The organism is Streptomyces sp. 5-10 (genome assembly GCF_014712245.1).
In the GTDB taxonomy this organism is placed as follows: Bacteria; Actinomycetota; Actinomycetes; order Streptomycetales; family Streptomycetaceae; genus Streptomyces; species Streptomyces violaceusniger.
The window spans coordinates 1-23,936 of sequence record NZ_JACVYG010000088.1; the positions used below are offsets into that span (position 1 = coordinate 1).

The 23,936-nt window shown below is 71.4% G+C and carries 20 protein-coding genes, 5 tRNA genes and 2 pseudogenes; 7 read left to right on the plus strand and 20 right to left on the minus strand.

Annotated features, from left to right (window positions below; translation table 11 throughout):
- Positions 1 to 980: OB-fold nucleic acid binding domain-containing protein (locus IEJ02_RS45695; protein WP_263408040.1), on the minus strand; the 980-nt coding region annotated here is incomplete at its 3' end.
- 191 nt (positions 981 to 1,171) lie between these two features.
- A complete protein-coding gene (locus IEJ02_RS45700) occupies positions 1,172 to 2,950 on the minus strand; it encodes a DAK2 domain-containing protein (protein WP_191070193.1) in 1,779 nt (592 codons plus the stop codon).
- A 265-nt stretch (positions 2,951 to 3,215) separates the two neighbouring features.
- Here IEJ02_RS45700 and rpmB point away from each other — a divergent pair.
- Positions 3,216 to 3,326: pseudogene (gene rpmB / locus IEJ02_RS51490) on the plus strand (50S ribosomal protein L28); the annotation flags it as partial.
- Positions 3,327 to 3,631: 305 nt separating this feature from the next.
- Here the strand turns inward: rpmB and thiD are convergent.
- Together thiD and IEJ02_RS45715 are read right to left on the minus strand one after the other, a co-directional pair.
- Entirely contained in the window at positions 3,632 to 4,471 is an 840-nt protein-coding gene (gene thiD / locus IEJ02_RS45710) for a bifunctional hydroxymethylpyrimidine kinase/phosphomethylpyrimidine kinase (protein WP_191070194.1), read from the minus strand.
- A gap of 143 nt (positions 4,472 to 4,614) precedes the next feature.
- Positions 4,615 to 5,583, minus strand: coding sequence for a thiamine-phosphate kinase (locus IEJ02_RS45715; RefSeq protein WP_137979747.1), 969 nt, complete (start codon positions 5,581 to 5,583; stop codon positions 4,615 to 4,617).
- Positions 5,584 to 5,719: 136 nt separating this feature from the next.
- Between IEJ02_RS45715 and IEJ02_RS45720 the strand changes: the two genes are divergently transcribed.
- Both IEJ02_RS45720 and IEJ02_RS45725 read left to right on the plus strand, forming a co-directional pair.
- Positions 5,720 to 5,953, plus strand: a complete 234-nt coding sequence (locus IEJ02_RS45720; protein ID WP_037948554.1) for an Lrp/AsnC family transcriptional regulator — start codon at positions 5,720 to 5,722, stop codon at positions 5,951 to 5,953.
- A 20-nt stretch (positions 5,954 to 5,973) separates the two neighbouring features.
- A complete protein-coding gene (locus tag IEJ02_RS45725) occupies positions 5,974 to 6,471 on the plus strand; it encodes a DUF3515 domain-containing protein (protein WP_275560915.1) in 498 nt (165 codons plus the stop codon).
- Between the two features lie 51 nt (positions 6,472 to 6,522).
- Here IEJ02_RS45725 and IEJ02_RS45730 read toward each other — a convergent pair whose 3' ends face one another.
- The 3 genes from IEJ02_RS45730 to IEJ02_RS45740 are packed head-to-tail and all read right to left on the minus strand — an operon-like array spanning position 6,523 to position 9,486.
- A complete protein-coding gene (locus tag IEJ02_RS45730) occupies positions 6,523 to 7,695 on the minus strand; it encodes a D-alanine--D-alanine ligase family protein (RefSeq protein WP_191070195.1) in 1,173 nt (390 codons plus the stop codon).
- 34 nt (positions 7,696 to 7,729) lie between these two features.
- Positions 7,730 to 8,731 carry an NAD(P)H-dependent glycerol-3-phosphate dehydrogenase gene (locus IEJ02_RS45735; RefSeq protein ID WP_191070196.1) on the minus strand — a complete coding sequence of 334 codons (1,002 nt, stop codon included), beginning with the start codon at positions 8,729 to 8,731 and terminating at the stop codon, positions 7,730 to 7,732.
- Positions 8,728 to 9,486, minus strand: coding sequence for a lysophospholipid acyltransferase family protein (locus tag IEJ02_RS45740; RefSeq protein WP_191070197.1), 759 nt, complete (start codon positions 9,484 to 9,486; stop codon positions 8,728 to 8,730). The genes IEJ02_RS45735 and IEJ02_RS45740 overlap by 4 nt, the downstream gene beginning before the upstream one ends.
- A 171-nt stretch (positions 9,487 to 9,657) precedes the next feature.
- Here IEJ02_RS45740 and cofC point away from each other — a divergent pair.
- Positions 9,658 to 10,272, plus strand: a pseudogene (gene cofC, locus IEJ02_RS45745) (2-phospho-L-lactate guanylyltransferase); the annotation flags it as partial.
- Positions 10,273 to 10,634: 362 nt separating this feature from the next.
- Here the strand turns inward: cofC and IEJ02_RS45750 are convergent.
- From IEJ02_RS45750 to leuC, 4 genes are all read right to left on the minus strand, one after another.
- Positions 10,635 to 11,210 carry an HU family DNA-binding protein gene (locus IEJ02_RS45750; RefSeq protein WP_191070199.1) on the minus strand — a complete coding sequence of 192 codons (576 nt, stop codon included), beginning with the start codon at positions 11,208 to 11,210 and terminating at the stop codon, positions 10,635 to 10,637.
- A gap of 125 nt (positions 11,211 to 11,335) precedes the next feature.
- Entirely contained in the window at positions 11,336 to 11,581 is a 246-nt protein-coding gene (locus IEJ02_RS45755) for an SCO5555 family protein (RefSeq protein ID WP_191070200.1), read from the minus strand.
- A gap of 123 nt (positions 11,582 to 11,704) precedes the next feature.
- A complete protein-coding gene (leuD, locus tag IEJ02_RS45760) occupies positions 11,705 to 12,298 on the minus strand; it encodes a 3-isopropylmalate dehydratase small subunit (protein ID WP_191070201.1) in 594 nt (197 codons plus the stop codon).
- Positions 12,299 to 12,304: 6 nt separating this feature from the next.
- Complete coding sequence (gene leuC, locus IEJ02_RS45765; protein ID WP_191070202.1) at positions 12,305 to 13,735, minus strand: 3-isopropylmalate dehydratase large subunit; 1,431 nt, start codon at positions 13,733 to 13,735, stop codon at positions 12,305 to 12,307.
- Positions 13,736 to 13,877: 142 nt separating this feature from the next.
- Between leuC and ndgR the strand changes: the two genes are divergently transcribed.
- Positions 13,878 to 14,594, plus strand: coding sequence for an IclR family transcriptional regulator NdgR (gene ndgR, locus IEJ02_RS45770; protein ID WP_030834082.1), 717 nt, complete (start codon positions 13,878 to 13,880; stop codon positions 14,592 to 14,594).
- Between the two features lie 249 nt (positions 14,595 to 14,843).
- Here the strand turns inward: ndgR and IEJ02_RS45775 are convergent, their stop codons facing one another.
- Positions 14,844 to 15,335: a DUF4188 domain-containing protein gene (locus IEJ02_RS45775; RefSeq protein ID WP_191070203.1), complete on the minus strand. Its 492-nt coding sequence runs from the start codon at positions 15,333 to 15,335 to the stop codon at positions 14,844 to 14,846.
- Between the two features lie 105 nt (positions 15,336 to 15,440).
- Here IEJ02_RS45775 and IEJ02_RS45780 point away from each other — a divergent pair, with 105 nt between their 5' ends.
- Complete coding sequence (locus IEJ02_RS45780; RefSeq protein ID WP_191070204.1) at positions 15,441 to 16,082, plus strand: MerR family transcriptional regulator; 642 nt, start codon at positions 15,441 to 15,443, stop codon at positions 16,080 to 16,082.
- Positions 16,083 to 16,158: 76 nt separating this feature from the next.
- Here the strand turns inward: IEJ02_RS45780 and IEJ02_RS45785 are convergent.
- The 8 genes from IEJ02_RS45785 to IEJ02_RS45820 form a co-directional block, all read right to left on the minus strand.
- Positions 16,159 to 16,234, minus strand: a tRNA-Glu gene (locus IEJ02_RS45785).
- A 22-nt stretch (positions 16,235 to 16,256) separates the two neighbouring features.
- Positions 16,257 to 16,328: transfer RNA gene (locus tag IEJ02_RS45790), tRNA-Gln, on the minus strand.
- A gap of 13 nt (positions 16,329 to 16,341) precedes the next feature.
- Positions 16,342 to 16,414 (minus strand) — tRNA-Glu (locus IEJ02_RS45795).
- A 31-nt stretch (positions 16,415 to 16,445) separates the two neighbouring features.
- A tRNA-Glu gene (locus IEJ02_RS45800) sits at positions 16,446 to 16,518 on the minus strand.
- 50 nt (positions 16,519 to 16,568) lie between these two features.
- A tRNA-Gln gene (locus tag IEJ02_RS45805) sits at positions 16,569 to 16,640 on the minus strand.
- Positions 16,641 to 18,477: 1,837 nt separating this feature from the next.
- Complete coding sequence (gltX, locus tag IEJ02_RS45810) at positions 18,478 to 19,965, minus strand: glutamate--tRNA ligase (RefSeq protein ID WP_191070205.1); 1,488 nt, start codon at positions 19,963 to 19,965, stop codon at positions 18,478 to 18,480.
- Positions 19,958 to 20,749, minus strand: a complete 792-nt coding sequence (locus IEJ02_RS45815; protein WP_191070206.1) for a fumarylacetoacetate hydrolase family protein — start codon at positions 20,747 to 20,749, stop codon at positions 19,958 to 19,960. Before IEJ02_RS45815 ends, gltX begins: the two co-directional genes overlap by 8 nt.
- A gap of 119 nt (positions 20,750 to 20,868) precedes the next feature.
- Positions 20,869 to 21,084: a hypothetical protein gene (locus IEJ02_RS45820; RefSeq protein WP_191070207.1), complete on the minus strand. Its 216-nt coding sequence runs from the start codon at positions 21,082 to 21,084 to the stop codon at positions 20,869 to 20,871.
- Positions 21,085 to 21,653: 569 nt separating this feature from the next.
- Between IEJ02_RS45820 and IEJ02_RS45825 the strand changes: the two genes are divergently transcribed.
- On the plus strand, positions 21,654 to 23,936 hold a 2,283-nt coding region (locus tag IEJ02_RS45825), incomplete at its 3' end, for a sensor histidine kinase (RefSeq protein WP_370467247.1).

The following is a 23,936-nucleotide window of genomic DNA, read 5'->3' on the forward strand; positions in this document are numbered from 1 at the left end:
ATCATCTCGGTGATCGAGCGGTGGTGCTGCTGGGCGAGCACCTCGGTGGGCGCGAGCATCGCCGCCTGTCCCCCGGCGTCCACGACGCCGAGCATCGCGCGCAGCGCGACCATGGTCTTGCCCGAGCCGACCTCGCCCTGGAGCAGCCGGTGCATGGGGTGGTCGGTGGCGAGGTCGGCGAAGATCTCCTCGCTGACCCGGCGCTGGCCCTCGGTGAGGGTGAACGGCAGCCGGGCGTCGAAGGCGGTCAGCAGCCCGTCCGGGGCGGGCTTGCGGGGCGCCGCGGGCAGCTGGGCGTCCGCCCGCCGCCGCCGCGCGAGCGCCACCTGAAGGACGAACGCCTCGTCCCACTTCAGCCGGTCCCGGGCCGTCGCGATATCGGCCTTGGTGCCCGGCCGGTGGATCTTGCGCAGCGCCTCGGAGAGCGTGGCCAGCCCCCGGCCCTCGCGCAGGCTCTCGGGCAGCGGGTCGATCAGCCCGGCCAGCGCGGACTCCTCATGGCCGGCCGGGCCGAGCACGGTGTCGACGGCCTGCTGGATCTGCCAGGACTCCATCTGCTTGCACGCCGGGTACAGCGGCAGCAGCTGATTGGCGAACGCCTCCACGGCCTCCGCGCCGCTCCCCGCGCCCAGCGTCTTGAACTCCGGGTGGGCCAGCTGCCGCTTGCGGTTGAAGACCGAGACCTTCCCGGCGAACATCGCGCGGGTGCCGGGCTGGAGCTCCGTACGCGGCTTGTGGACGCCCTTGCCGAAGAAGACCAGCTGGAGACGGCCGCTGCCGTCGGTGATGGTGACCTCCAGCCGCCGGCCGCGGCCGCCGTTGAACGTGTGCACCCGGGCGTCGGCGACCTGGGCCACCACGGTCACATGCTCGTCCAGGGGCAGGTCGGACAGCCGGGTCAGCTCACCGCGCTCCGCGTACCGCCGCGGGTAGTGGTGCAGCAGGTCACCGACGGTGTGCAGGTCGAGATGGTCGGCCATCACCTTCGCGGTGTTGCCGCCCAGGATCTTCTTCAGGGGTTCATCCAGCACGGGCACCCGTCCATTGCACACCACGGGGGTGACAATCGGGGATGACGAGCGGGGTGATTCCGGCGGGGAGGTTCAGCGATGGGCCGCCGGGCTCATGCGGTGCCCATGAGCCGGGCTCGTCCGACGCCCATGAGCCGGGCTCATTCGATGCCTATGATCAGCGGCGCGGTGGGCTGACCGCCGTGGTAGACGACCGTGTCGACGGCGAAGTGCCCCTCCCGCACATGCCGCTCCAGCCGTGCCGCGACCTCGTCCGGAAGGCCCGCGCCGAGCACCAGCGTGACCATCTCACCGCCCGCCGCCAGCATCCGGTCCAGCACCGTCTCGGCGGTCGCGGCCAGCTCCGAGCCGATCACCGCCACATCGCCGTCGATCATGCCCAGGACGTCCCCGGCCTGGCACACCCCGGCCATGGTCCAGGACTGGCGCTCGGCGACGGCCAGTTCCGCGTAGCGGGTGGCGCCCGCGGCCGAGGTCATGGCGACCACGTCCTCGTCGAAGCTGCGGCCGGGCTCGTGGACGGCGAGCGCGGCGATGCCCTGGACGGCCGAGCGGGTGGGGATCACCGCGACCCGTACGCCCTCGGCGCGGGCCTGGGCCGCGGCCGCGGCCGCCGTGTGGTGCAGCTCGGTGTCGTTCGGCAGCAGTACGACCTCCCGGGCCCGCGCCCGGCGGACCGCGTCCACCAGCTCACCGCTGGCGGGCGGCTCCCCGGGGCGGGTGGCGACCGCGGTCGCGCCCGCCTCGGCGCACAGCGCGGCGAGCCCGTCGCCGGGGACGACGGCGACCACGGCACGGGGCGCGCGCTCGGCGCGCGGGCCGCCGGTGGGGCCCTGGGCGCCGGACTGGTCCGGCAGGACCATGGCCGGGCCCGGGCGGTCCGGACCGTCGATGCCCGCCTTACGGACGGCGGCGCCGTCGAAGTGGGTGATCCGGATGCGGTACGGGCGCCCGGCCTGGATGCCCGCCTCCACGGCCGCCCCCGCGTCGTCCACATGGACGTGGACGTTCCACAGGCCGTCGCCGCCGACGACCACGAGGGAGTCGCCGAGGGCGTCCAGCCGCTCCCTCAGGGCGGTCACGGCCGTGTCGTCGGCTTCCAGGAGGTAGATCACCTCGAAGGCGGGCCCGCCGTCCGGGGCGGCGTCGGTGGAGCAGCCGGCCAGGTCCTGCCCGTGCGTCACGGGGGAAGCCAAGGCGTCACGGCCGGGGCGGGCCGGGGCGGGCGCCTCGGGGGCCTCGCCCGACAGGGCCTGGGCGAGCCCGCCCAGGACCGTCACCAGGCCGTAGCCGCCCGCGTCGACCACCCCCGCGCGGGCGAGCACGTCGAGCTGGCCGGGGGTGGCCTGGAGCGCCGTACGGGCGCCCTCGTACGCGGCGCGGGCCACCGTGGCGACGCCTCCCGTGGCCCGTTCCGCGCTCTCCGCGGCGGCCACGGCGACCGTAAGGACGGTGCCTTCGACGGGGTGCGCGACGGCCAGGTAGGCGAGGTCGACCGCGCGCCGCAGCGCCCGCCGCAGCCCGTCCGCCTCGTCCGCGCCCGGGCCCCCGTCCGCCTCGTCCGTGTCCGCGCCCCCGTCCGGCGTGCCGTCGGCCAGGACGTCCGCCATACCGCGCAGCAGCTGCGCCAGGATCGTGCCGGAGTTGCCCCGCGCGCCGATCAGCGCGCCATGGGCCATGGCGCGCACCACATCGGCGAGGGTGGGTCGGGACGCGGCGGCCGAGGTCGCGTGGCCGTCGAAGGCGGCGTCGACGGCCCGGGCGGCGGACTCGACGGTCAGATACAGATTGGTGCCGGTGTCCCCGTCCGCGACCGGATAGACGTTGATCGCGTCGATGTCCGCACGGGCCCGGCCCAGCGCGTCGAGGGCGAGCCCGCACCAGGTCCGTACCGCATCGGCATCGAGCGTGTGCGGCACGAAAGGTCCTCCTCGGAGGCTGCTGGGGCGGGGGCGGGCAACGCGTCATCGCAGGGTAGCCGCCGCCCTCGGCGGGTGCCGGGGCAGCCATGATAGTTTCGTTGTACGGGAGTGGCCGTTGTATGCTGCTCCGGTTGCCCGATGCGAATCGGGCCATTCCCCCCGGGCGCCGCCGATCCTCCACGATCCAGGCAACGTCCGGGGCATCCGTTCAGTGTCCTGTCTCCTCGCGGGAAGCGAGGGTGACCCGTCTTTGGAGTAACCCGTGGCTGCCAACTGCGACGTCTGCGGCAAGGGGCCGGGCTTCGGCAACAACATCTCGCACTCGCACCGCCGCACCCGCCGTCGTTGGAACCCCAACATCCAGACGGTGCGCGCTGTGGTCGGTCGCACCCCGAAGCGGCTCAACGTCTGCACCTCGTGCATCAAGGCCGGCAAGGTTTCGCGCTAGTCGTCTAGTCGCACGGCCTCCCCGCGCGAGCGGGAACCGGTACGCCCAGGCCGGTCCACCTATGGCGTGGACCGGCCCCTTGTTTTGGGGCTCGGTTCGCCTCCGGGGCGCTCCAGCCGCTGTCGACGGTCGACCGTGCTCGGTCGCTCGTTCCTCGCTCCCTGCGCGCGCTCTCCCTTACGACAGCGACGCGCCCCTTCGGCTCACTCGCCGGAAGACCCAAGTGCCCCTCAGCCAGGCTCCTCCGACAGCCACCCGTGGTCGACCGGGCCGATGCCCGTGCCCAGGGGGAAGCCCGCCGCGATGGCGCCCGTGACGTAGTCCTTGGCCGCCGTGACGGCCTCAGGGACCTCGTAGCCGCCCGCCAGGTACGTGGCGATGGCCGCGGCGAGGGTGCAGCCCGTGCCGTGCGTATGGCGGTTGTCCTGGCGGGGCGCCCGGAGCCAGTGCTCCTCGGTGCCGTCGGTGAGCAGGTCCACCGCGTCGCCGCCGGGCAGATGGCCGCCCTTGATCAGCGCCCACCGCGGGCCGTGCCCCAGCACCGCCCCGGCCGCCCGCCGCTGGTCCTCCTCCGACGCCACCCGGACGCCGGTGAGCTGGGCCACCTCGTCCAGGTTGGGCGTGGCGACGGTCGCGGTCGGCAGCAGCTTCGTACGGACCGCGTCGAGCGCCTCGGTGGCCAGCAGCGGGTCACCGTGCTTGGAGACGCCGACCGGATCGACGACCACCGGCGCGGTGAGGTCCGCGAGCAGCGCGGCCACGGTCTCGACCAGTTCGGCGGTCGCCAGCATGCCGGTCTTGACCGCCTGGACGCCGATGTCGTCGGCCACGCTGCGGAACTGGGCCCGTACGGCCTCGGCGGGCAGCTCCCAGGCGCCCTGGACGCCCAGGGAGTTCTGCGCCGTCACCGCGGTGATCACGCTCATGCCGTGGGCGCCCAGGGCCAGCATGGTCTTCAGGTCGGCCTGGATGCCCGCACCGCCGCCGGAGTCCGATCCGGCGACGGTGAGGACGCGCACGGGCGCCGAGCCGTCATGGGCGGGGCGGGGGACACGGGGAGGTAGAGCCATGGGGCCGAATCTACTCGGCGCACCCGGCACCCCGAACGTCCCCCATGGCGCCCTTACGGTCGCTCGACACCCTTACGGTCGCTCGACGCCCTTATGGTGCACTCGGCACCCTTACGGTCGCACAGCACCGCCACCCGGCACCGTCACTCCGCGCTCTTGCCGTCGCCGAAGTGGTCCCAGCCCCCGTGCGCCCAGGGGGCTCCGTCCACCGTCACCTGGGGCAGCGCCGAGGGGTTGAGCACCTCGCCGATCACCTTCCAGCGGGCCGGCAGCTTGGCGTCCGGCGGGAAGGTGGCCACGATCGCGTGGTCCTCTCCCCCGCTGAGCACCCACTGGAGCGGATCGACGCCCACCGCCTGCCCGATGTCCGACATCTGCGAGGGGATGTCGATGTCCGCCGAGCGCAGATCGATGCGGACCTTGCTGGCCTCCGCGATATGCCCGAGGTCGGCCACCAGCCCGTCGCTCACATCGGTCATCGCGGTCGCGCCCAGCCCGGCGGCGGCGGGACCGGCGTGGTACGGCGGCTCCGGCCGCCGGTGCGCCTCGACGAAGGCCCGCGGCGAGCGGAAGCCGCGCGAGAGCACCGCGTGTCCGGCCGCCGACCAGCCCAGCCACCCGGTGACGGCGACAACGTCGCCGGGCTGGGCACCGGATCGGGTGACCGGCTCGTGGTTGCGCAGATCGCCCAGTGCGGTGATGGCGACGGTGATGGTGTCCCCGCGCACGACGTCACCGCCCACCACGGCCGCGCCCGCCACCTGGCATTCGTCACGGATGCCGTCCATCAGCTCGGCCGGCCAGGTCACCGGCAGATCGGCGGGGACCACCAGGCCGAGCAGCAGGGCGGTCGGCACGGCGCCCATGGCCGCGATGTCGGCCAGGTTCTGGGCCGCGGCCTTACGGCCGACGTCATAGGCGGTGGACCAGTCCCGGCGGAAGTGCCTGCCCTCCAGCAGGACGTCCGTACTGGCCACGACCCTCCGGTCGGGCGCGGCCACGACCGCGGCGTCGTCACCGGGCCCCAACCTCACCGCCGGGGTGGTGGTGAGCCGGGATGTGAGCTCTCTGATGAGCCCGAACTCCCCCAACTCGCCCACGGTGCCCTTCATCCCATCGCCCCTTCGTGCTCGTGACCGCTTTCCGCCGCGCCGCGCTCCCCGCGCGGGTCTCCCCGCGCCGCATGGCGACGCGGTACCGTGGCGTCCCTTCTTTCCACATGATCCTCGTAGCCGCCCTGGAGGTTCCGTGGTACAGGCGTACATCCTGATCCAGACCGAGGTCGGCAGGGCCTCGACCGTGGCCGACGTCATCGCCAAGCTCCCCGGGGTGATACAGGCGGAGGACGTGACGGGCCCCTACGACGTGATCGTGCGGGCCCAGGCCGACACGGTCGATGAGCTCGGCCGCATGGTGGTCGCGAAAGTCCAGCAAGTGGAAGGGATCACCCGTACCCTGACCTGCCCGGTCGTCCATCTCTAGCTCCCCCGTATGATCGGCCGGTGAATTCCGCACACCGTAGTCTCACCCGACGGTTGGTTCCGCTGTCCGCCACGGTGGCTCTGGCCCTGGTGCCAGTAGCGGGTTGCTCCTTCACCGGGGATTCCGACGACACCAAGGCGCCCGCGGTTCCCACGCCGGCCCCACAGGCGGCCGCGATATGCCGGGCGCTGCACAAGGAACTGCCCGACGCCGTGAACGGGCTGAAGCGGGGCACCGCCGAGCCCGCCTCGGACTACACAGCCGTGTGGGGGGACCCCGCCGTACAGCTGCGCTGCGGGGTCCCCCGGCCGGAGGCGATGGGCTCCAAGACCGCGTCGGCCGAGGTGAACGGCGTCGAATGGCTCCCGGAGAAGCGACACGACGGCTACCGCTTCACCACCGTACTGCGCCGGGCCTATGTCGAGGTGACCGTGCCCGGAAAGTACTCCCCCGAGATCAACCCCCTGCTCGACCTGGCCCCCGCCGTCAAGAAGACGGTCCCGAAGGGCGTGGCCTAGCGCGACCCCGTGCGACCGGCACGGCCCCGCGCGACCGGCGCGGCCGTCCGGCTAGCGCAGCCCCGTCGAGCGGCGCAGCGCGGCCTCCAGCAGCCGGTCCACCAGCTCGGGGTAGCTCACACCGCTCTCCTGCCACATGCGCGGGTACATCGAGATCGGGGTGAAGCCGGGCATGGTGTTGATCTCGTTGATCACGAACTCACCGCTGTCCAGCAGGAAGAAGTCGGCCCGCACCAGCCCCTCGCAGGACGCCGCCTCGAAGGCGGCCACCGCGAGCTCCTGGACCCGCCGGGTCTGCTCCTCGCTCAGCGGCGCGGGCACGATGCCGTCCGCCGCGTCGATGTACTTCGCCTCGAAGTCGTAGAAGGCGTGGGAGGAGACCGGCGGGATCTCGGCGGGCACGCTGGCGCGCGGCCCGTCCTCGTACTCCAGCACCCCGCACTCGATCTCGCGGCCGCGCAGCAGCGCCTCCACGATGACCTTCGGGTCGTAGCGCCTGGCCTCCTCGATGGCCGCGTCCAGGTCCGCCGGGCCCTCGACCTTGCTGATGCCGAAGGACGAGCCGGCGCGCGCGGGCTTCACGAAGAGCGGCCAGCCGTGCTCCTCGGCGAACTCCACGATCCTCTGGCGGGCGGCGGAAGGTTCCTGCTCCCAGGCCCGGGGGCGGATCACCTCGTACGGGCCGACGGGCAGCCCGAAGGAGACGAACACCCGCTTCATGTACTCCTTGTCCATGCCCACGGCGGAGGCGAGCACCCCGGCGCCCACGTACGGCACCCCGGAGAGCTCCAGCAGCCCCTGGAGGGTGCCGTCCTCGCCGTACGGGCCGTGCAGCATGGGGAAGACGACGTCGACGTCGCCCAGCGCCTTGGGCACCGCACCCGGCTCGCTGTAGACGACCTCGCGGTTCCCCGGGTCGACCGGGAGGACGACCGAGCCCTCGCTGGACTCGGCGAGCCGTTCGACGCTGGGCAGCTCGCGGTTGGCGATGGCCATCCGCTCGGGCTCGTCGGCGGTCAGCGCCCAACGGCCGTCCGTGGTGATGCCGATCGGCAGCACGTCGTACTTCTCGCGGTCGATGGCGCGCAGCACGGCGCCCGCGGTGACCACCGAGATCGCGTGCTCGGAGCTGCGGCCGCCGAAGACGACGGCGACGCGCGGCTTCCGCCGCTCGCCTCCGGAGGAAGCCGGGACAGGGCCTGGGGAAGGGGTCTGGCTGCTCATATCGCGTTGAGGTTACCTTGCGGTCCGCGCGGCGTCAGTGCCGCTCGGCCTTGGCGCTGCGGGACATCAGCTCTTTGAGTGCGACAAGGGGCTGTTTGCCGTCGTGCACGATCTCGACGACGGTCTCGGTGATGGGCATGTCGACGTCGTGGCGGCGGGCGAGATCCAGCACCGACTCGCACGACTTGACGCCCTCCGCGGTCTGCTTGGTGACCGCGATGGTCTCCTCCAGTGTCATCCCGCGGCCCAGGTTGGTGCCGAAGGTGTGGTTGCGGGAGAGCGGGGAGGAGCAGGTGGCGACGAGGTCGCCCATGCCCGCCAGGCCCGCGAAGGTGTGCGCGTCGGCGCCCATCGCCAGGCCCAGCCGGGTCGTTTCGGCGAGGCCGCGGGTGATGAGCGACGCCTTGGTGTTGTCGCCGAGGCCCATGCCGTCGGCGATGCCCACGGCCAGCGCGATGACGTTCTTCACCGCGCCGCCCAGCTCGCAGCCGACCACGTCGGTGTTGGTGTACGGGCGGAAGTACGCGGTGTGGCAGGCGGTCTGGAGGCGGCGGGCCACGCTCTCGTCGGGGCAGGCCACCACGGCGGCGGCGGGCTGCCGGGCGGCGATCTCCTTGGCGAGGTTGGGCCCGGTGAGCACCGCGACGCGCTCCGCGGGCGCCTTGGCGACCTCCTGGACGACCTCGCTCATCCGCTTGGCCGTGCCGAGTTCGACGCCCTTCATCAGGGAGACCAGCACGGTGTCGGCGGCCAGCAGCGGGGCCCAGTCGGAGAGGTTGCCGCGCAGCGTCTGGGAGGGCACGGAGAAGACGGTGAACTCCGCGCCGTCCGCGGCCCCGGCCGGGTCGGTGGTGGCCCGCACACCGTCGGGGAGCCGCACCCCGGGGAAGTAGTCGGGATTGGTGCGGCCGGTGTTGATGGCCTCGACGACACCGGGCCGGCGCCCCCACAGCGTCACCTCGCACCCCGCGTCGGCGAGCACCATCGCGAAGGCGGTGCCCCAGGAGCCGGTGCCGAAGACGGCGCAGCGCGTCACTTGCTCTCCTCATCGGCCAGCGGGAGCGGCGGGCCGTCGGTGCTGGACCGGGTGGGCCGGTCGTACCTCTGGGCTGGCGCCGGCTCACCGCGCACCTCGGAGAGGAGCTCGGTGATGGCGTCCATGATGGTGTCGGTGGCCGCCCTGAGGACCTCGGCGGTGGGCTCCTGGCCGTAGAACTCGGACAGGTCCACCGGCGGGCCGGCGTGCACCTTGAGCGTCTTGCGGGGGAAGAGGCGGACCCGCTTCTCCTTGGCGTACGGCGGCACGGCCTCGTTGGCGCCCCACTGGGCGACGGGGATGACCGGGGCCTTGGTGAGCAGCGCGACCCGCGCCGCGCCGGTCTTTCCGCGCATGGGCCACATGTCCGGGTCGCGGGTGAGGGTGCCCTCGGGGTAGAAGGCCACGCACTCGCCCTTGTTGATGGCGTCCACGGCGGACCGGAAGGCGTTGGCGGCGTCGGTGGACTCGCGGTAGACGGGGATCTGGCCGGTGCCGCGGAGCATGGTGCCCACGAAGCCGCCTCTGAAGAGGGCGGCCTTGGCGAGGAAGCGCGGCACCCTTCCGGTGTTGTACTGGAAGTGCGCGTAGGAGAGCGGGTCGAGATACGAGTTGTGATTGATCGCGGTGATAAATCCACCGTCGGCGGGAATGTGCTCCATTCCGTGCCAGTCCCGCTTGAACAGAACCACCAGCGGCGGTTTGCACAAGACCGCTGCCACGCGGTACCAGAAGCCGATTCTGCGGCCGGACACTCGGAACATCCTCTCTTGGACCCTGCTGACCTGCTGGCTTGCTGTCGTCCCCTGCAGCCGCACAAGTGTCGCTCCAGGCACCCCGTCTGTCGAGCACACCGTAACCCCGCACCTCTTCGGCGAGCCGGGCAGCAGGTCAGAATGGGGCCCGTGGGAAGAAACGGAGCCCCTGTGACCTGGACCCTCGTGGTGCCGCTGAAGCCCCTGTCACGGGCCAAGACCAGGCTCTCGGACGCCGCGGGGGACGGTCCGCGGGCCTCGCTCGCCCTCGCGTTCGCCCAGGACACGGTGGGCGCGGCGCTGGCGAGCCGGTGGGTGCGGGGGGTGACCGTCGTCACCGACGACCCGCTCGCTGGACGTGAGCTGTCGGCCCTCGGCGCCCGGATCCTGCCCGACCCCCCGGGGCGCGGGCTGAACGCGGCGCTGGCGCACGGCGCCCGCGCGGTCCGCGGGGAACGCCCGGAGGCCGCCGTCGCGGCGCTGAACGCCGATCTCCCGGCCCTGCGGACGGTGGAGCTCGACCTGGTGCTCGAGGCCGCCTCCGGCTTCCCACGCGCCTTCCTGGCGGACGCCGCGGGGGTGGGCACCACGCTGCTCTCGGCGGCGCCCGGCGCCGATCTCGCGCCCGCCTTCGGGGGCCCGTCGCGGGACCGGCACCGCGCGTCGGGGGCGCGGGAGATCGAGCTGGCGGGGGTGGACTCGGTACGGCGCGACGTGGACACGGCAGGGGATCTGCGCGCGGCGGTGGCCCTGGGCGTGGGCGCCCACACCAGGGCTAGGCTGGCGGACATGCAGGGAACCGCCTATACGTACGACCCCGAGACCCGCGCCGGCAGCGTGCTGCTGGACGACGGCACCCCGCTGCCGTTCGACACCGCGGCCTTCGACGCCGGGGGGCTGCGGATGCTGCGCCCGGGGCAGCGGGTGCGGATCGAGGTGGAGGGCGAGGGCGAGCAGCGCCGGGTCGTCTTCGTCACGCTGCAGACGTTCTGAGCACCGTGCGGCCCTGAGTTCCGCGGACGAACCGAGTCCCGCGGACGCTGTGCGCGCGATCCCCTGGGACACCGGGCGCCGACAGCACCGCGGGCCGGGCTCCCTCGGGGAGCCCGGCCCGGCGCGGTTGCGGTGGGGCGCCTGAGCGCCGCCGGCTAGCGCTTCCTTGCGGTGGTCTTCTTCGCGGTGGTCTTACGGGCGCTCGTCTTGCGCGCCGGGGCCTTCTTCGCCGCGGCCTTGGCGGGAGCCTTCTTGGCCGTGGTCTTCTTGGCGGGGGCCTTCTTCGCCGCCGCCTTGGCCGGCGCCTTCTTCGCGGCGGGGGCCTTCTTCGCGGGAGCCTTCTTCGCAGGAGCCTTCTTGGCGGCCGCCTTCTTGGCCGCGGCCTTCTTCGCCGCCGCCTGGAGACTGCCCTTGGGGGCCTTCTTCACGGCGACCTCGCCGCCGCGCGGCAGCTTCTTGGAGCCGCTCACCAGATCCTTGAACCCCTGGCCGGGGCGGAAGCGGGGCACCGAGGTCTTCTTGACCCGCACGCGCTCCCCGGTCTGCGGGTTACGGGCGTACCGGGCGGGCCGCTCCACCTTCTCGAACGAACCGAATCCAGTGACCGAAACTCGCTCCCCGGCGACGGTCGCCCGGACGATGGCGTCCAGGACGGCGTCTACGGCATCGGCGGCCTGCTGACGGCCGCCGAGCTTGTCGGCAATCGCTTCTACGAGCTGCGCCTTGTTCACGTCTTCCCCTTCGGAGACATTGCCGGAATCAATGTGTTCAAGCCTTTTCGCACGTTAGGCAGATATATACCGCAAATCAAACACGAAACGGGCTAATCACCCTTGTGCCGCAACGCACTCGATCGTCACGGACTTCCGTCGGTGTCGGGATCTTCGGGGAAACGCCCCTCGTCGAGGTCGTTCATCAACCGCTCCAGACGCTTTGCCGCATCTGCGAGATCGTGTTTCGCCGCTGAGGTGATGACCAGCAGCTTCCGGGACAGCGCCATCCGTACGCCCTCCGGGACTTGCAGTGCGCGCACCTTTGCGTGCGCTTCCTTGAGCCGGTCGGCGACGATGCCGTAGAGCTCGAGTTGGCCGTCGCGTTCCATGCACTGATTGTGCCATCTGAGGCGAGTTGTCGCTTCACGGGGCCTCAACATGCCGATGCGCCGCCGGTCCGGGGACCGGCGGCGCATCTTGCCAAACCCGCTCTGTACAGGGAGAACCGGGGGTCAGACCTCCACGGTGCTGGGCTTGAAGGACGGGCGACGCGCCTCGTACGAGGCGATCGCGTCCTCCTCCCTGAGGGTGAGGCTGATGTCGTCCAGCCCCTCCAGGAGTCGCCACCGGGCGTTCTCGTCAAGCTCAAAATCAGCCGTGATGCCCTCGGCCCGGACCTGGCGCTCGACGAGGTCCACGGTGACCTCCGCGGTGGGGTCCGCCTCGACCAGCTTCCACAGCCGGTCCACGGTCTCCTGCGGCAGGACGACGGTCAGCAGCCCGTTCTTGAGCGAGTTGCCGCGGAAGATGTCGGCGAAGCGGGAGGAGATGACGGCCTTGAAGCCGTAGTTCTGCAGCGCCCACACCGCGTGCTCGCGCGAGGAGCCGGTGCCGAAGTCGGGACCGGCCACCAGAACCGTTCCGCCCTTGTGCTCGGCCTTGTTGAGCACGAACTCCGGGTCCTTGCGCCACGCCTCGAAGAGGCCGTCCTCGAAGCCGTCGCGGGTGACCTTCTTGAGCCAGTGCGCCGGGATGATCTGGTCCGTGTCCACATTGCTGCGGCGCAGCGGTACGGCCCGGCCGGTGTGCGTGGTGAATGCTTCCATGACTGCTCAGGCCCCCACGGGAGTCGATACGGCGGCGTCGGACAGGTCGGCGGGCGAGGCCAGATGGCCCAGCACCGCGGTGGCGGCGGCGACCTGCGGCGAGACCAGGTGGGTCCGGCCGCCCTTGCCCTGCCGGCCCTCGAAGTTGCGGTTGGACGTGGACGCCGACCGCTCACCGGGCGCGAGCTGGTCGGGGTTCATGCCCAGGCACATCGAGCAACCCGCGTGCCGCCATTCGGCCCCAGCGGCGGTGAACACCTTGTCCAGCCCCTCCTCGACGGCCTGGAGGGCGACCCGCACCGAGCCGGGGACCACCAACATCCGTACGCCGTCGGCCACCGCACGGCCGGACAGCACCGAGGCGGCGGAGCGCAGGTCCTCGATGCGGCCGTTGGTGCAGGAGCCGACGAAGACCGTGTCCACCTTGATGTCGCGCAGCGGCTGACCCGCCGTCAGACCCATGTACTCCAGGGCCTTCTCGGCGGCGTAGCTCTCGCTGGCGTCCTCGAAGGAGGCCGGGTCCGGGACCGACTCCGACAGCGGCGCGCCCTGGCCGGGGTTGGTGCCCCAGGTGACGAACGGGGCGAGTTCGGAGGCGTCGATGACGACCTCACGGTCGAAGACCGCGTCGTCGTCGCTGCGCAGGGTGCGCCAGTACGCGACGGCGGCGTCCCAGTCGGCGCCCTGGGGGGCGTGCGGACGGCCCTCCAGATAGGCGAAGGTGGTCTCGTCCGGGGCGATCATGCCCGCGCGGGCGCCGGCCTCGATGGACATGTTGCACACGGTCATCCGGGCCTCCATCGAGAGCTTCTCGATGGCGGGGCCGCGGTACTCGATCACATAGCCCTGGCCGCCGCCGGTGCCGATCTTCGCGATGATCGCCAGGATCAGGTCCTTGGCGGTGACGCTCTCGGGCAGCTCGCCCTCGACGGTGATCGCCATGGTCTTGAACGGCGCGAGCGGCAGCGTCTGGGTGGCCAGCACATGCTCGACCTGGCTGGTGCCGATGCCGAACGCGAGCGCGCCGAAGGCGCCGTGGGTCGAGGTGTGGCTGTCACCACAGACCACGGTCGTCCCCGGCTGGGTCAGTCCCAGCTGCGGTCCCACCACGTGGACGACGCCCTGCTCGACATCGCCGAGCGGGTGCAGCCGGACACCGAACTCCGCGCAGTTCTTGCGCAGCGTCTCCAACTGGGTGCGGGAGACGGGGTCCGCGATCGGCTTGTCGATGTCGAGGGTGGGGGTGTTGTGGTCCTCGGTCGCGAGGGTGAGATCGGTACGACGGACCGTGCGGCCGGCCTTGCGCAGGCCGTCGAACGCCTGCGGGCTGGTCACCTCGTGCAGCAGATGCAGATCGATGAAGAGCAGGTCAGGCTCGCCTTCGGCGCGCCGGACGACATGGTCGTCCCAGACCTTCTCCGCGAGTGTCCGTCCCATCGTTTTCCCTCCGGCCGGCGCCAGTGCCGGCCCAACTCGAGTCGAGTGCGTGCCCTGGTCCGCGGGCCCGCCATTTACAGAGTGGCGGGTATCCCCGGAAATTGAACTTGCGTTTCACAGTGTGAGACGCGAGTATCGTCCCATGGACAACACTAGCGGTGTCGGCGTTCTCGACAAGGCGGCTCTGGTTCTGAGCGCCCTGGAGTCCGGTCCGGCCACCCTCGCCGGGCTGGTCGGGGCGACCGGCCTCGCCCGCCCCACGGCACACCGGCTCGCGGTGGCACTCGAGCACCACCGGATGGTGGCGCGTGACATGCAGGGGCGCTTCATCCTGGGCCCCCGCCTGGCCGAGCTGGCGGCGGCCGCGGGCGAGGACCGGCTGCTCGCCACGGCCGGGCCCGTGCTCACCCATCTCCGGGACGTGACCGGCGAGAGCGCGCAGCTCTACCGGCGCCAGGGAGACATGCGCATCTGTGTCGCCGCGGCCGAGCGGCTGTCCGGACTGCGGGACACCGTGCCGGTCGGCTCCACGCTGCCCATGAAGGCCGGCTCGGCCGCCCAGGTGCTGATGGCCTGGGAGGAGCCCGAGCGGCTGCACCGCGGGCTCCAGGGGGCCCGCTTCACCGCCACGGCCCTGTCGGGCGTACGACGGCGGGGCTGGGCCCAGTCGATCGGCGAGCGGGAACCCGGCGTGGCATCCGTCTCCGCGCCGGTGCGCGGCCCCTCCAACCGCGTGGTCGCCGCCGTCTCGGTCTCCGGACCGATCGAGCGGCTGACCCGCCACCCGGGCCGCATGCACGCCCAGGCGGTGATCGACGCGGCGGCCCGCCTGACGGACGCCCTGCGCCGAGGAAACTGATGAGCGCCCCCCCTTTTTTGAGGGCTCGGTTCGCCTCCGGGGCGCAAAAGTCTCCCCCAGCTACCGCTGGGAGGTGCCCCCTGTCGACGGTCGACGTGCTCGGTCGCCCACGCGGCGGAGCCGCATATCGATCGGAGCCCTCGCTCCCTGCGCGCGGCTCCCTTACGGCAGCTACGGCAGCGCCGCGCCCCCTCGGCTCGCCCCCAGCTACCGCTGGAAGGTGCCCCCGGCCGGAAGACCCCAGCGCGCTCAGGCCCTCTTCAGCGACAGCCGGTCGGCCGCGCGGTCACCGCGGCGGCCGACCGGGACGACTCCGGTGGCCTTGCCCAGGCCGAACGCCGGCATGTTGATGTAGACCGCCTCGTGCGCCCCGGCCGGTACGACATAGGTCTCGTGCCAGAAGCCGACCTTGCCCCGGCCCTCCCGCAACCGGCGGTTGAACGCCGCCCAGGCGGGACGGTGCTCCTTGTCCTGGGCCACCGAGTACTTCAGCAGCCGCTCGTGCGAGTCCCAGTACTGGACCACGTAGAGCACCCGCGGCGGGCCGAACAGCACCTGATGGCCCAGCATCCCGCTCCCCTCGTCCCGCGACAGCTCGCGGAGCATCCGCGGCATCGCCCGGAACACCGGCAGCCAGCTCCGCAGCGCGCGGAAGCGGTTGATGCGCATGCCGATCAGGAAGACGGTGACCTCCCCCTCGGCCTCGGCGGTCATACGGCCGGCGAGCAGCTCGGCACCCATGGTGATCCCCTCGTTCCCCGCGTTCCCCGCGTTCGGGATAGGCTTGGATAGCGGCGCTATCCAGCTCTTAGATAGTGCCACTCTCCAATGGAAGGTGCAACAGGGATGCGACTGGCGGAGCTCAGCGAGCGCAGCGGAGTGCCCACCGCGACGATCAAGTACTACCTGCGCGAGCGGCTGCTGCCGCCGGGAGAGCGGATCACCGCCACCCAGGCCGAGTACGGCGAGGAGCATCTGCGCAGACTGCGGCTGGTGCGCTCGCTGATCCAGGTCGGCCGGATGCCGGTGGCCACGGCGCGCGAGGTGCTGGCGGCCGCCGAGGACGAGTCGCTCAGCCAGAACACCCGGATGGGAGCCGCGGTCTGGGCGCTGCCGCACGGCCCCGAGCCCGACGAGGACGATCCACACGCGGCGCGCGCCCGCGAGCAGGTGGACACCGTGCTGCGGCGGATGGGCTGGTCCTACGGCCAGGAGCTGGGCGACACCTCCCCCGCCTACCGGATGCTGGTGGCGGCCATCGCCTCCCTGGACCGCCTCGGATACCCCCATGACACCGAGCACCTGCTCGTGCACGCCCGGCTGGCGGGCGAACTGGCCGTCGCCGACCTGGACCTGGTGGAGACCTACGACACCCCGCCCGAGCAGGTCGAAGCGGTGGTGGCGCTGACGGTGCTCTACGAACCGGTGCTCCTCAGCCTGCGGCGGCTGGCGCAAACCGAGGAATCCGGCCGCCGCTTCAAGGAGTGATCGGGGGCCGGGGACACGAACCCAAGGGCACGAACGGACACGAAAAAGCCCTCCGCTGTCGCGGAGGGCTTTTCGCTGGTACCCCCGACCGGATTCGAACCGGCGCTACCGCCTTGAGAGGGCGGCGTGCTAGGCCGCTACACAACGGGGGCCTGAATCAGCACAGGTGCTGCGCTGGGCTACCAGGACTCGAACCTAGACTAAATGAACCAGAATCACTCGTGCTGCCAATTACACCATAGCCCATGGTATAGACCAGTACCCCCGACCGGATTCGAACCGGCGCTACCGCCTTGAGAGGGCGGCGTGCTAGGCCGCTACACAACGGGGGCCCTAGCGATCTCCGTCTCGCGAGGAGATCCGTACCCCCGACCGGATTCGAACCGGCGCTACTGCCTTGAGAGGGCAGCGTGCTAGGCCGCTACACAACGGGGGCTTGGTCCTGCTTTGATCAAGAGACCTACCGGCCATCCGAGAGATCTCTTGCTGGGGTACCAGGACTCGAACCTAGACTAAGTGAACCAGAATCACTCGTGCTGCCAATTACACCATACCCCACCAAAACGCCACCCCCGTAAGGGGTTTTGNCCCCACCAAAACGCCACCCCCGTAAGGGGTTTTGTTTGGTTTGCGCCTCCGGTCCGGCCTCTCGACCGCCCGCCCGGCGCAGGAAGAACATTACCCGATGGTGGACGGGCCACCAAAACGAGTATCACCGCCCGGCGCGGTGCGCATGGCCCCGTCGACCCCGTCGGCCTCCCCGGTATCGCCCGGTCACTCGCCGACCTGCGGGGAGTCGTCCGCCGGCCGCCACGGCGGACGAGTCCGGCCGCCGTGCCGGCCGGATGCGCGAGGTCCGGTCGGCGCGGACGCGATGAGGAGAATACCGGCTGCACTCCGGTTCCGGGTGGAGCCCCAGCAAGCGGAACAGCCGCGCACCACGCGGCGGCAGCGTCCGGTACGCCAGGGACAGGACCGCCCGGACGGCGACGGAATCCTCGTCGGCCGGCGCCGCCGCCTCCGCCCGGCGGCGCTCGGCGGCGAGCCGGTCGGCCAGGCTGCCGACGGACATGCCGGGGCGGCCGGCCAGGAACGCGCCCGCGATGCTCAGGGCCAAGGGTCAGACGACCGCACATCCGCGCCACCCGCAGGGCGGCACCGGGCTCGGCGGTGAGCCGGCCCGCCGCCCCCGCCCGGGCCAGCGACGACACGGCCTCCGCGTCGCTGAACGCCTCGAGGCTCATGCGGTGCGCACCGTCCCCGGCGGCCGGCCCGGACAGCGGACCGCGGCTGGTGACGATGACGCGGCAGGACGGGGTGGCGGGCAGCAGCGGGCGGACCTGGGCGGAGCTGCCGGCATCGTCCAGGATGATCAGCACGCGCCGGCCAGCCAGGGAGCCGCGGTACGCGGCCACGCTCTGCTCCACACTCTCCGAGGGCGCCGCGGGAACCGCTCCCAGCGCCCGCAGGAGCAGAGCCAGCGCGTCCTTCGTCGGGACGGATGTGCCGTGGGGCCCGGATCGGCGCGGCCGGGGCGGGTCTGACCCTGCCGCACTTCGCCCGGTCCGGCGGGGACCCCGCGCTCTGGGACGAAATCCACCGCCTGGAGGAGGACTTGCGCGACCGGCTGGCCGCCGCGAGCGCGCCGGAGACTCCGCGCGGCCACCCCGGCCTGATGCACGGCTGGTCCGGTCCCGACCTGCTCTGGATACGGCTGTACGAGGCCACGGGCCGGAGGGAAATCCTCGACCGTGCCGCCGCCGCCCTCAGACGCGATCTGCGTGACTGCACCCTCACTCGGCACGGCGCCCTGGAGGCCGATGAGGGATGGCGCACCCTGCCCTATCTGCACACCGGCGGGGTGGGCGTCGGAATCGTCCTGACCGAATACCTTCGGCATGCCCGGGACGCGGATTTGCTGGAGGCGAGCCTCGGCATAGAGAAGGCCGCCCGCTACGAGTACTACGGGATGCCGACGATCTCCTTCGGAAGCACGGGCATCCTCCTGTATCTCGTCCACCGGAATTCCGTTTCGCCCACCGAGGACGGCCGGGAGGCGATCCGGAGAATCCTGTCCGCACTGCGTCTGCACGCACTGCCCTATGACGGGCACATAGCCTTCCGCGGAAACCAGTCCCTGAGGCTTTCGATGGACTTGGCGACCGGGACTTCAGGCGTTCTGCTCGCCGTTCACACCGCCCTGCGCGGAAAGCCGGGGCTTCCCCTTCCTGCCGCCGCGAGAGCGGACGGCACCACAGAACTTGGCGGACGCCGTCATGATCGCGGCGCCCGGCCAGGAACCAGGCGGCTCCCGCCTGGGCGACAACCCGACCGATACGAAAAGGAGAAGTGCCGGGGCGGCGGTGTGTGCCGCCCCGGCACGGACGTCCGGCCGTTACCCGGCCAGCTTGGCCAGCGCCGCGTCGACCCGGGCCAGCGTGCGCTCGCGGCCCAGGACCTCCAGGGACTCGAACAGCGGCAGCCCGACCGTGCGCCCGGTGACCGCGACGCGCAGCGGGGCCTGGGCCTTGCCCAGCTTCAGGCCGTGCTCCTCGCCGGCCGCGAGGACCGCGGCCTTCAGGGTCTCGGCGTCCCAGTCCGCCTCGGCGAGCCGGGTGCGGACCGAGGCCAGGAGCGCGTCCGCGCCCGGCTTCATCGCCTTGGTCCAGGACGCCTCGTCCGCCACCGGCTCGTCGAGGAACAGGAAGTCCACGTTGGCGGTGATGTCGGACAGGACCGTCAGCCGGGTCTGGGCCAGCGGGGCCAGCGCCTCGAAGGCGGCCGCGTCGAAGGCGTCCGGGGCCCACGGCGCGTGCGGGGCCTTCAGCCAGGGCTCGCAGGCCTCGATGAACGCCTTCACGTCCAGCAGCCGGATGTGGTCGGCGTTGATCGCCTCGGCCTTCTTGAGGTCGAAGCGCGCCGGGTTGGCGTTCACCGCCGAGATGTCGAACGCCTCGACCATCTCCTCCAGCGAGAAGACGTCCCGGTCGGCGGAGAGCGACCAGCCCAGCAGGGACAGGTAGTTGAGCAGCCCCTCGGGGAGGAAGCCGCGCTCCCGGTAGAGGTTCAGCGAGGACTGCGGATCGCGCTTGGAGAGCTTCTTGTTGCCCTCGCCCATGACGTACGGGAGGTGGCCGAAGGCGGGCACCGTGCCGGAGCCCACACCGATCTCGGCGAGCGCCCGGTAGAGCGCGATCTGCCGCGGGGTGGAGGAGAGCAGGTCCTCGCCGCGCAGTACGTGCGTGATCTCCATCAGCGCGTCGTCGACGGGGTTGACGAGCGTGTAGAGGGGCGCGCCGTTGGCCCGGACGATCCCGTAGTCCGTGACGTTCTCGGGGGCGAAGGTCAGCTCACCGCGCACCAGGTCGGTGAAGGTGATCGGCTCGTCCGGCATCCGGAAGCGCACGATCGAGGCGCGCCCCTCGGCCTCGTAGGCCGCGATCCGCTCGGCGGTCAGGGTGCGGCACTTCCCGTCGTAGCCGGAGGGCCGGCCGGCCTTGCGGGCCGCCTCGCGGCGCTCCTCCAGCTCCTCGGCGGTGCAGTAGCAGCGGTAGGCGTGGCCCGCCTCCAGCAGCTTCTCCGCGACCTCGCGGTAGAGGTCCATCCGCTGCGACTGGCGGTAGGGCGCGTGCGGGCCGCCGACCTCGGGGCCCTCGTCCCAGTCGAAGCCCAGCCAGCGCATGGCGTCCAGCAGTTGGATGTAGGACTCCTCGGAGTCGCGCGCGGCGTCGGTGTCCTCGATGCGGAACACCAGGGTGCCGCCGTGGTGGCGGGCGAAGGCCCAGTTGAACAGGGCCGTGCGGACCAGGCCGACATGGGGGTTGCCGGTCGGCGAGGGACAGAAACGAACCCGCACGGGGGCGGAGGAGGGTGCGCTAGCCACGCTTGATCACCTTGTTGGTGAGAGTGCCGATGCCTTCGATGGTGACGGCGACCTCGTCGCCGACGGAGAGCGGGCCGACGCCCGCCGGAGTGCCGGTGAGCACGACGTCGCCGGGGAGCAGCGTCATCGCCTCGGTGATGTGCACGATCAGGTCCTCGATCGGGCGCACCATCTCGCTCGTACGGCCGAGCTGACGCTGCTCACCGTTGACGGTGCACATGATGCCGAGGTCGCCGGCGCGCGCCAGGTCGATATCGGTCTCCACCCAGGGGCCCAGCGGGCAGGAGGTGTCGAAGCCCTTGGCCCGCGCCCACTGCTTCTCGCGCCGCTGGGCGTCGCGGGCCGTGATGTCGTTGCCACAGGTGTAGCCGAGGATGACGTCCTGGACGCGCTCACGCGGAACCTCGCGGCACATCCGTCCGATGACCACGGCCAGCTCGGCCTCGTAGTGGACCTCGGAGGAGAAGGAGGGGTACGCGACGGGGTCGCCGGGGCCGGCCACGGAGGTGGACGGCTTGAAGAAGACGACCGGGACGTCGGGCACCTCGTTGCCCAGCTCCGCCGCGTGCTCGGCGTAGTTGCGCCCGATTCCGACGACCTTGTTCGGCAGGACGGGCGGCAGCAGCCGGACCTTGTTCAGGGGGACCTTCTGGCCCGAGCGCTCGAATTCGGCGAAGGGGTGGCCCTTGATGATGTCGATGACGGGGCCGTCCGGATCGGACGGTTCGCCCTCCACCACGCCGAAGGCGACGTTGCCGTCGATGGAGAATCTGGCGATGCGCACGGGAAGCCCTGGCTCCTGACTGAACTCGCTGGAGACTGACGCTCCAGGCTATCGCTCCGCGTCCCGCGCGCCGCCCGTCCCGCCTGCCGGGGTGGTGGCGCCCACCACGGCCCCGGGGGTCAGTGGCCCGGGGTCTCGGTCAGCACCGTGCGCTTGGGGTTCGCGGTCCGGTTGGGCAGGTCGACGCGGTGCTCCGGCTGCTCCTCGGGCGCGTCGGTGTCCTCGATGTCCGTGGCGATGTCCTTGGCGTCCTTGAGCTCTTGGACGTCCTTGACGTGGGCCAGGGTGGTGCGCCGCGGGTTGGCTATGGAGCGGAACATCATCGTCGTCTTCACTGGGGTTTACGCCTCGCTCTTTGTCGTTCGTTCCGGCTGTGTAAAGCGTCAGGCTAGAGGCGGCCTTGCCCATCGATTCGCAGGAAAAGTCGCCGCCAGCATGTGATATTGCTCACGAACGATCAGGCAAATGCGACATAGAAGACAGTTACCCAACCGCGCCAAACGGACATCACATACCTGAACCTGACGTTCCGATCTTGATCATCGCTAGCCGGACACCGGATTGCGGCCTTCGATTCGTACGAGAAAGTCCGTTATCGCCGACATGGCTTTCTACGTCCCGTAATAAAGTCCGTACTGAGCGTCACGCGCATCACAGCCTTACCCATTGCCCTTGTTGCAGCATCCGGCACTGTGCTGGAATTCCCGGGACCGCCGCGGGAATCAGCCGGCGCGCACGGGGGCGCAACGTGAGAGGCGCCGAGCGGCGGGGGGCTCCTCTTGTCGACACGAAAGGATGCGCGCCGGTCACTGACGACCGACAGGGGGGATCGCGGTCCCCCACGACTCGACACCGCTCCGCCGCTCAAGCCGGTGGGGCGCCTGGTCCAGAGGTTGCGACGCTAGTGCAGGGACGTTTCAAGAGGGATGGTATGGGGGCTCCCCAGGCCCGCCAGGGCCGAGGGGAAGCTTCGGCGGACCCGGAGCCGCGCGGCGGGACCGACCGCGGCTCCTCGCCCCAGCGCGCCCAGGGAAGCAACGGCAGGACGCCGGGCGACCAGAGCCCCGAGGCCGGTGCGCAGAGCGCCACCCGGATCAGCGCGCCCAGCGCCGGTGGTGACGGCGGAGACGCCACGGAGCCGCCGGCCAAGGCGAAGCCCTCCGGCCCGACCGGGCCCGGCAATCGCATGGCCCTGCGCAACTGGCGCATCAGTACCCGACTGGTCTCCCTGCTCGCGCTCCCGGTGGTCGCCGCGACCACGCTGGGGGCGCTGCGCATCGAGGGCTCGCTGGACAACATCCAGCAGCTGGACCAGATGAAGCTGCTCACCGAGATGACGCAGCAGGCCACCCAGCTGGCCAGCGCGCTCCAGGAGGAGCGCGACAAGTCGGCCGGTCCGCTGGCCGGCAAGGGCAACGTCAAGGACGACCGGGTCGTCTCCACCCGCGAGGACACCAACCGCGCGATCGCGGCGTTCCGCGACGCCACCCACCAGATCGACCCCGGTGACCAGTCGCTGGCCGGTGTGCAGTCCACGCTCGTCAACATCGACCGTCAGCTCGGCAAGATCAACGAGGTCCGGGACACGGCCTACGACAACAGCCAGTACTACTCGCTGACGGTCCAGAACTACAACGAGCTGATCAACTCGTTGCTGTCGCTCTCCCAGGACATGGCGCAGGCGACCAGCAACCGCGCGATGATCAACAACACCCGCGCGCTCGCCACCTTCTCCTCCGCGAAGGAGTACGCCTCCATCCAGCGCGCGCTCATCAGCGCCGCCCTCGCCGACCCCAAGGGCGCGGACTTCTCCGCCAACGACCGCCGGTTCGCCAGGACCGCGGTGGACAAGGAGAACGAGGCGCTCGGCCGCTTCAAGCAGATCCGCCAGGGCAACTCCGAGGACCTGCTCGAACCGCTGGACAGCCGCCCCGACATCAAGGCGGCGACCATGTACGCCGACCGCGCGGTGCGCGACCCCGAGGGGCTCAAGGCGGAGAAGCGGACCGATCTTGACTGGTACGACCAGGACAGTATCAAGATCGAAGAGATGGGCAAGATCGAGGAGACGCTGCTCAGCGAGATGCAGCAGAAGGCTCGTGAGCTCCGCGACTCCGCCCAGCAGGACGCGATCCTCAACGGTGCGCTGATCCTGCTGGTCCTCGGCGTCTCCCTGGTCGGCGCCTTCGTCGTCGCCCGCTCCATGGTCCGCTCGCTGCGCCGCCTCCAGGACACCGCGCAGGAGGTCTCTCAGAAGCGGCTGCCCGAACTGGTCAAGCAGCTCTCCGAGTCCGATCCGCAGGACGTGGACACCTCCGTCGAGTCCGTCGGTGTGCACAGCCGGGACGAGATCGGAAAGGTGGCCGCGGCCTTCGACGACGTGCACCGCGAGGCGGTCCGGCTCGCCGCCGAGCAGGCGCTGCTGCGGGGCAACGTCAACGCGATGTTCACCAACCTCTCGCGCCGCAGCCAGGGCCTCATCCAGCGCCAGCTCTCGCTCATCTCCGAGCTGGAGAGCCGCGAGGCCGACCCGGACCAGCTCTCCTCGCTGTTCAAGCTGGACCACCTCGCCACCCGTATGCGCCGTAACGGCGAGAACCTCCTGGTCCTCGCGGGCGAGGAGCCCGGCCGCCGGTGGACCCGTCCGGTGCCGCTGGTGGACGTGCTCCGCGCGGCCGCCTCCGAGGTGGAGCAGTACGAGCGCATCGAGCTCAGCTCGGTTCCGGCGACCGAAGTCGCCGGCCGGGTCGTCAACGACCTCGTCCACCTGCTCGCCGAGCTGCTGGAGAACGCCACCTCCTTCTCCTCGCCGCAGACCAAGGTCAAGGTCACCGGTCACGCGCTGCCCGACGGGCGGGTGCTGGTCGAGATCCACGACACCGGTATCGGGCTCTCGCCCGAGGACCTGGCGGCGATCAACGAGCGGCTGGCCTCCCCGCCCACGGTCGATGTGTCGGTCTCCCGGCGCATGGGTCTGTTCGTGGTCGGCCGCCTCTCGCTGCGCCACGGCATCCGCATCCAGCTCCGGCCGTCCGACTCGGGCGGTACGACGGCGCTGGTCATGCTGCCGGTCGATGTCGCCCAGGGCGGCCGGAAGCCGGCGCCGCAAGCCGCCGGCGGCAAGGCGGGCCAGGGCGGACCGGGCGCCGGCAGCGGCGGCGCCCAGGGCGGCGGCGCGGGGCTGCTC

What these genes read in the sequence shown, in the direction of transcription:
- thiD (WP_191070194.1), bottom strand. Translation starts at nt 4,471, where the DNA reads ATGGCTCTACCTCCCCGTGTCCCCCGCCCCGCCCATGACGGCTCGGCG.
- IEJ02_RS45715 (WP_137979747.1), bottom strand. Translation starts at nt 5,583, where the DNA reads ATGAAGGGCACCGTGGGCGAGTTGGGGGAGTTCGGGCTCATCAGAGAG.
- IEJ02_RS45730 (WP_191070195.1), bottom strand. Translation starts at nt 7,695, where the DNA reads ATGAGCAGCCAGACCCCTTCCCCAGGCCCTGTCCCGGCTTCCTCCGGA.
- IEJ02_RS45755 (WP_191070200.1), bottom strand. Translation starts at nt 11,581, where the DNA reads ATGGAACGCGACGGCCAACTCGAGCTCTACGGCATCGTCGCCGACCGG.
- leuD (WP_191070201.1), bottom strand. Translation starts at nt 12,298, where the DNA reads ATGGAAGCATTCACCACGCACACCGGCCGGGCCGTACCGCTGCGCCGC.
- leuC (WP_191070202.1), bottom strand. Translation starts at nt 13,735, where the DNA reads ATGGGACGGACACTCGCGGAGAAGGTCTGGGACGACCATGTCGTCCGG.
- ndgR (WP_030834082.1), top strand. Translation starts at nt 13,878, where the DNA reads ATGGACAACACTAGCGGTGTCGGCGTTCTCGACAAGGCGGCTCTGGTT.
- IEJ02_RS45775 (WP_191070203.1), bottom strand. Translation starts at nt 15,335, where the DNA reads ATGGGTGCCGAGCTGCTCGCCGGCCGTATGACCGCCGAGGCCGAGGGG.
- IEJ02_RS45780 (WP_191070204.1), top strand. Translation starts at nt 15,441, where the DNA reads ATGCGACTGGCGGAGCTCAGCGAGCGCAGCGGAGTGCCCACCGCGACG.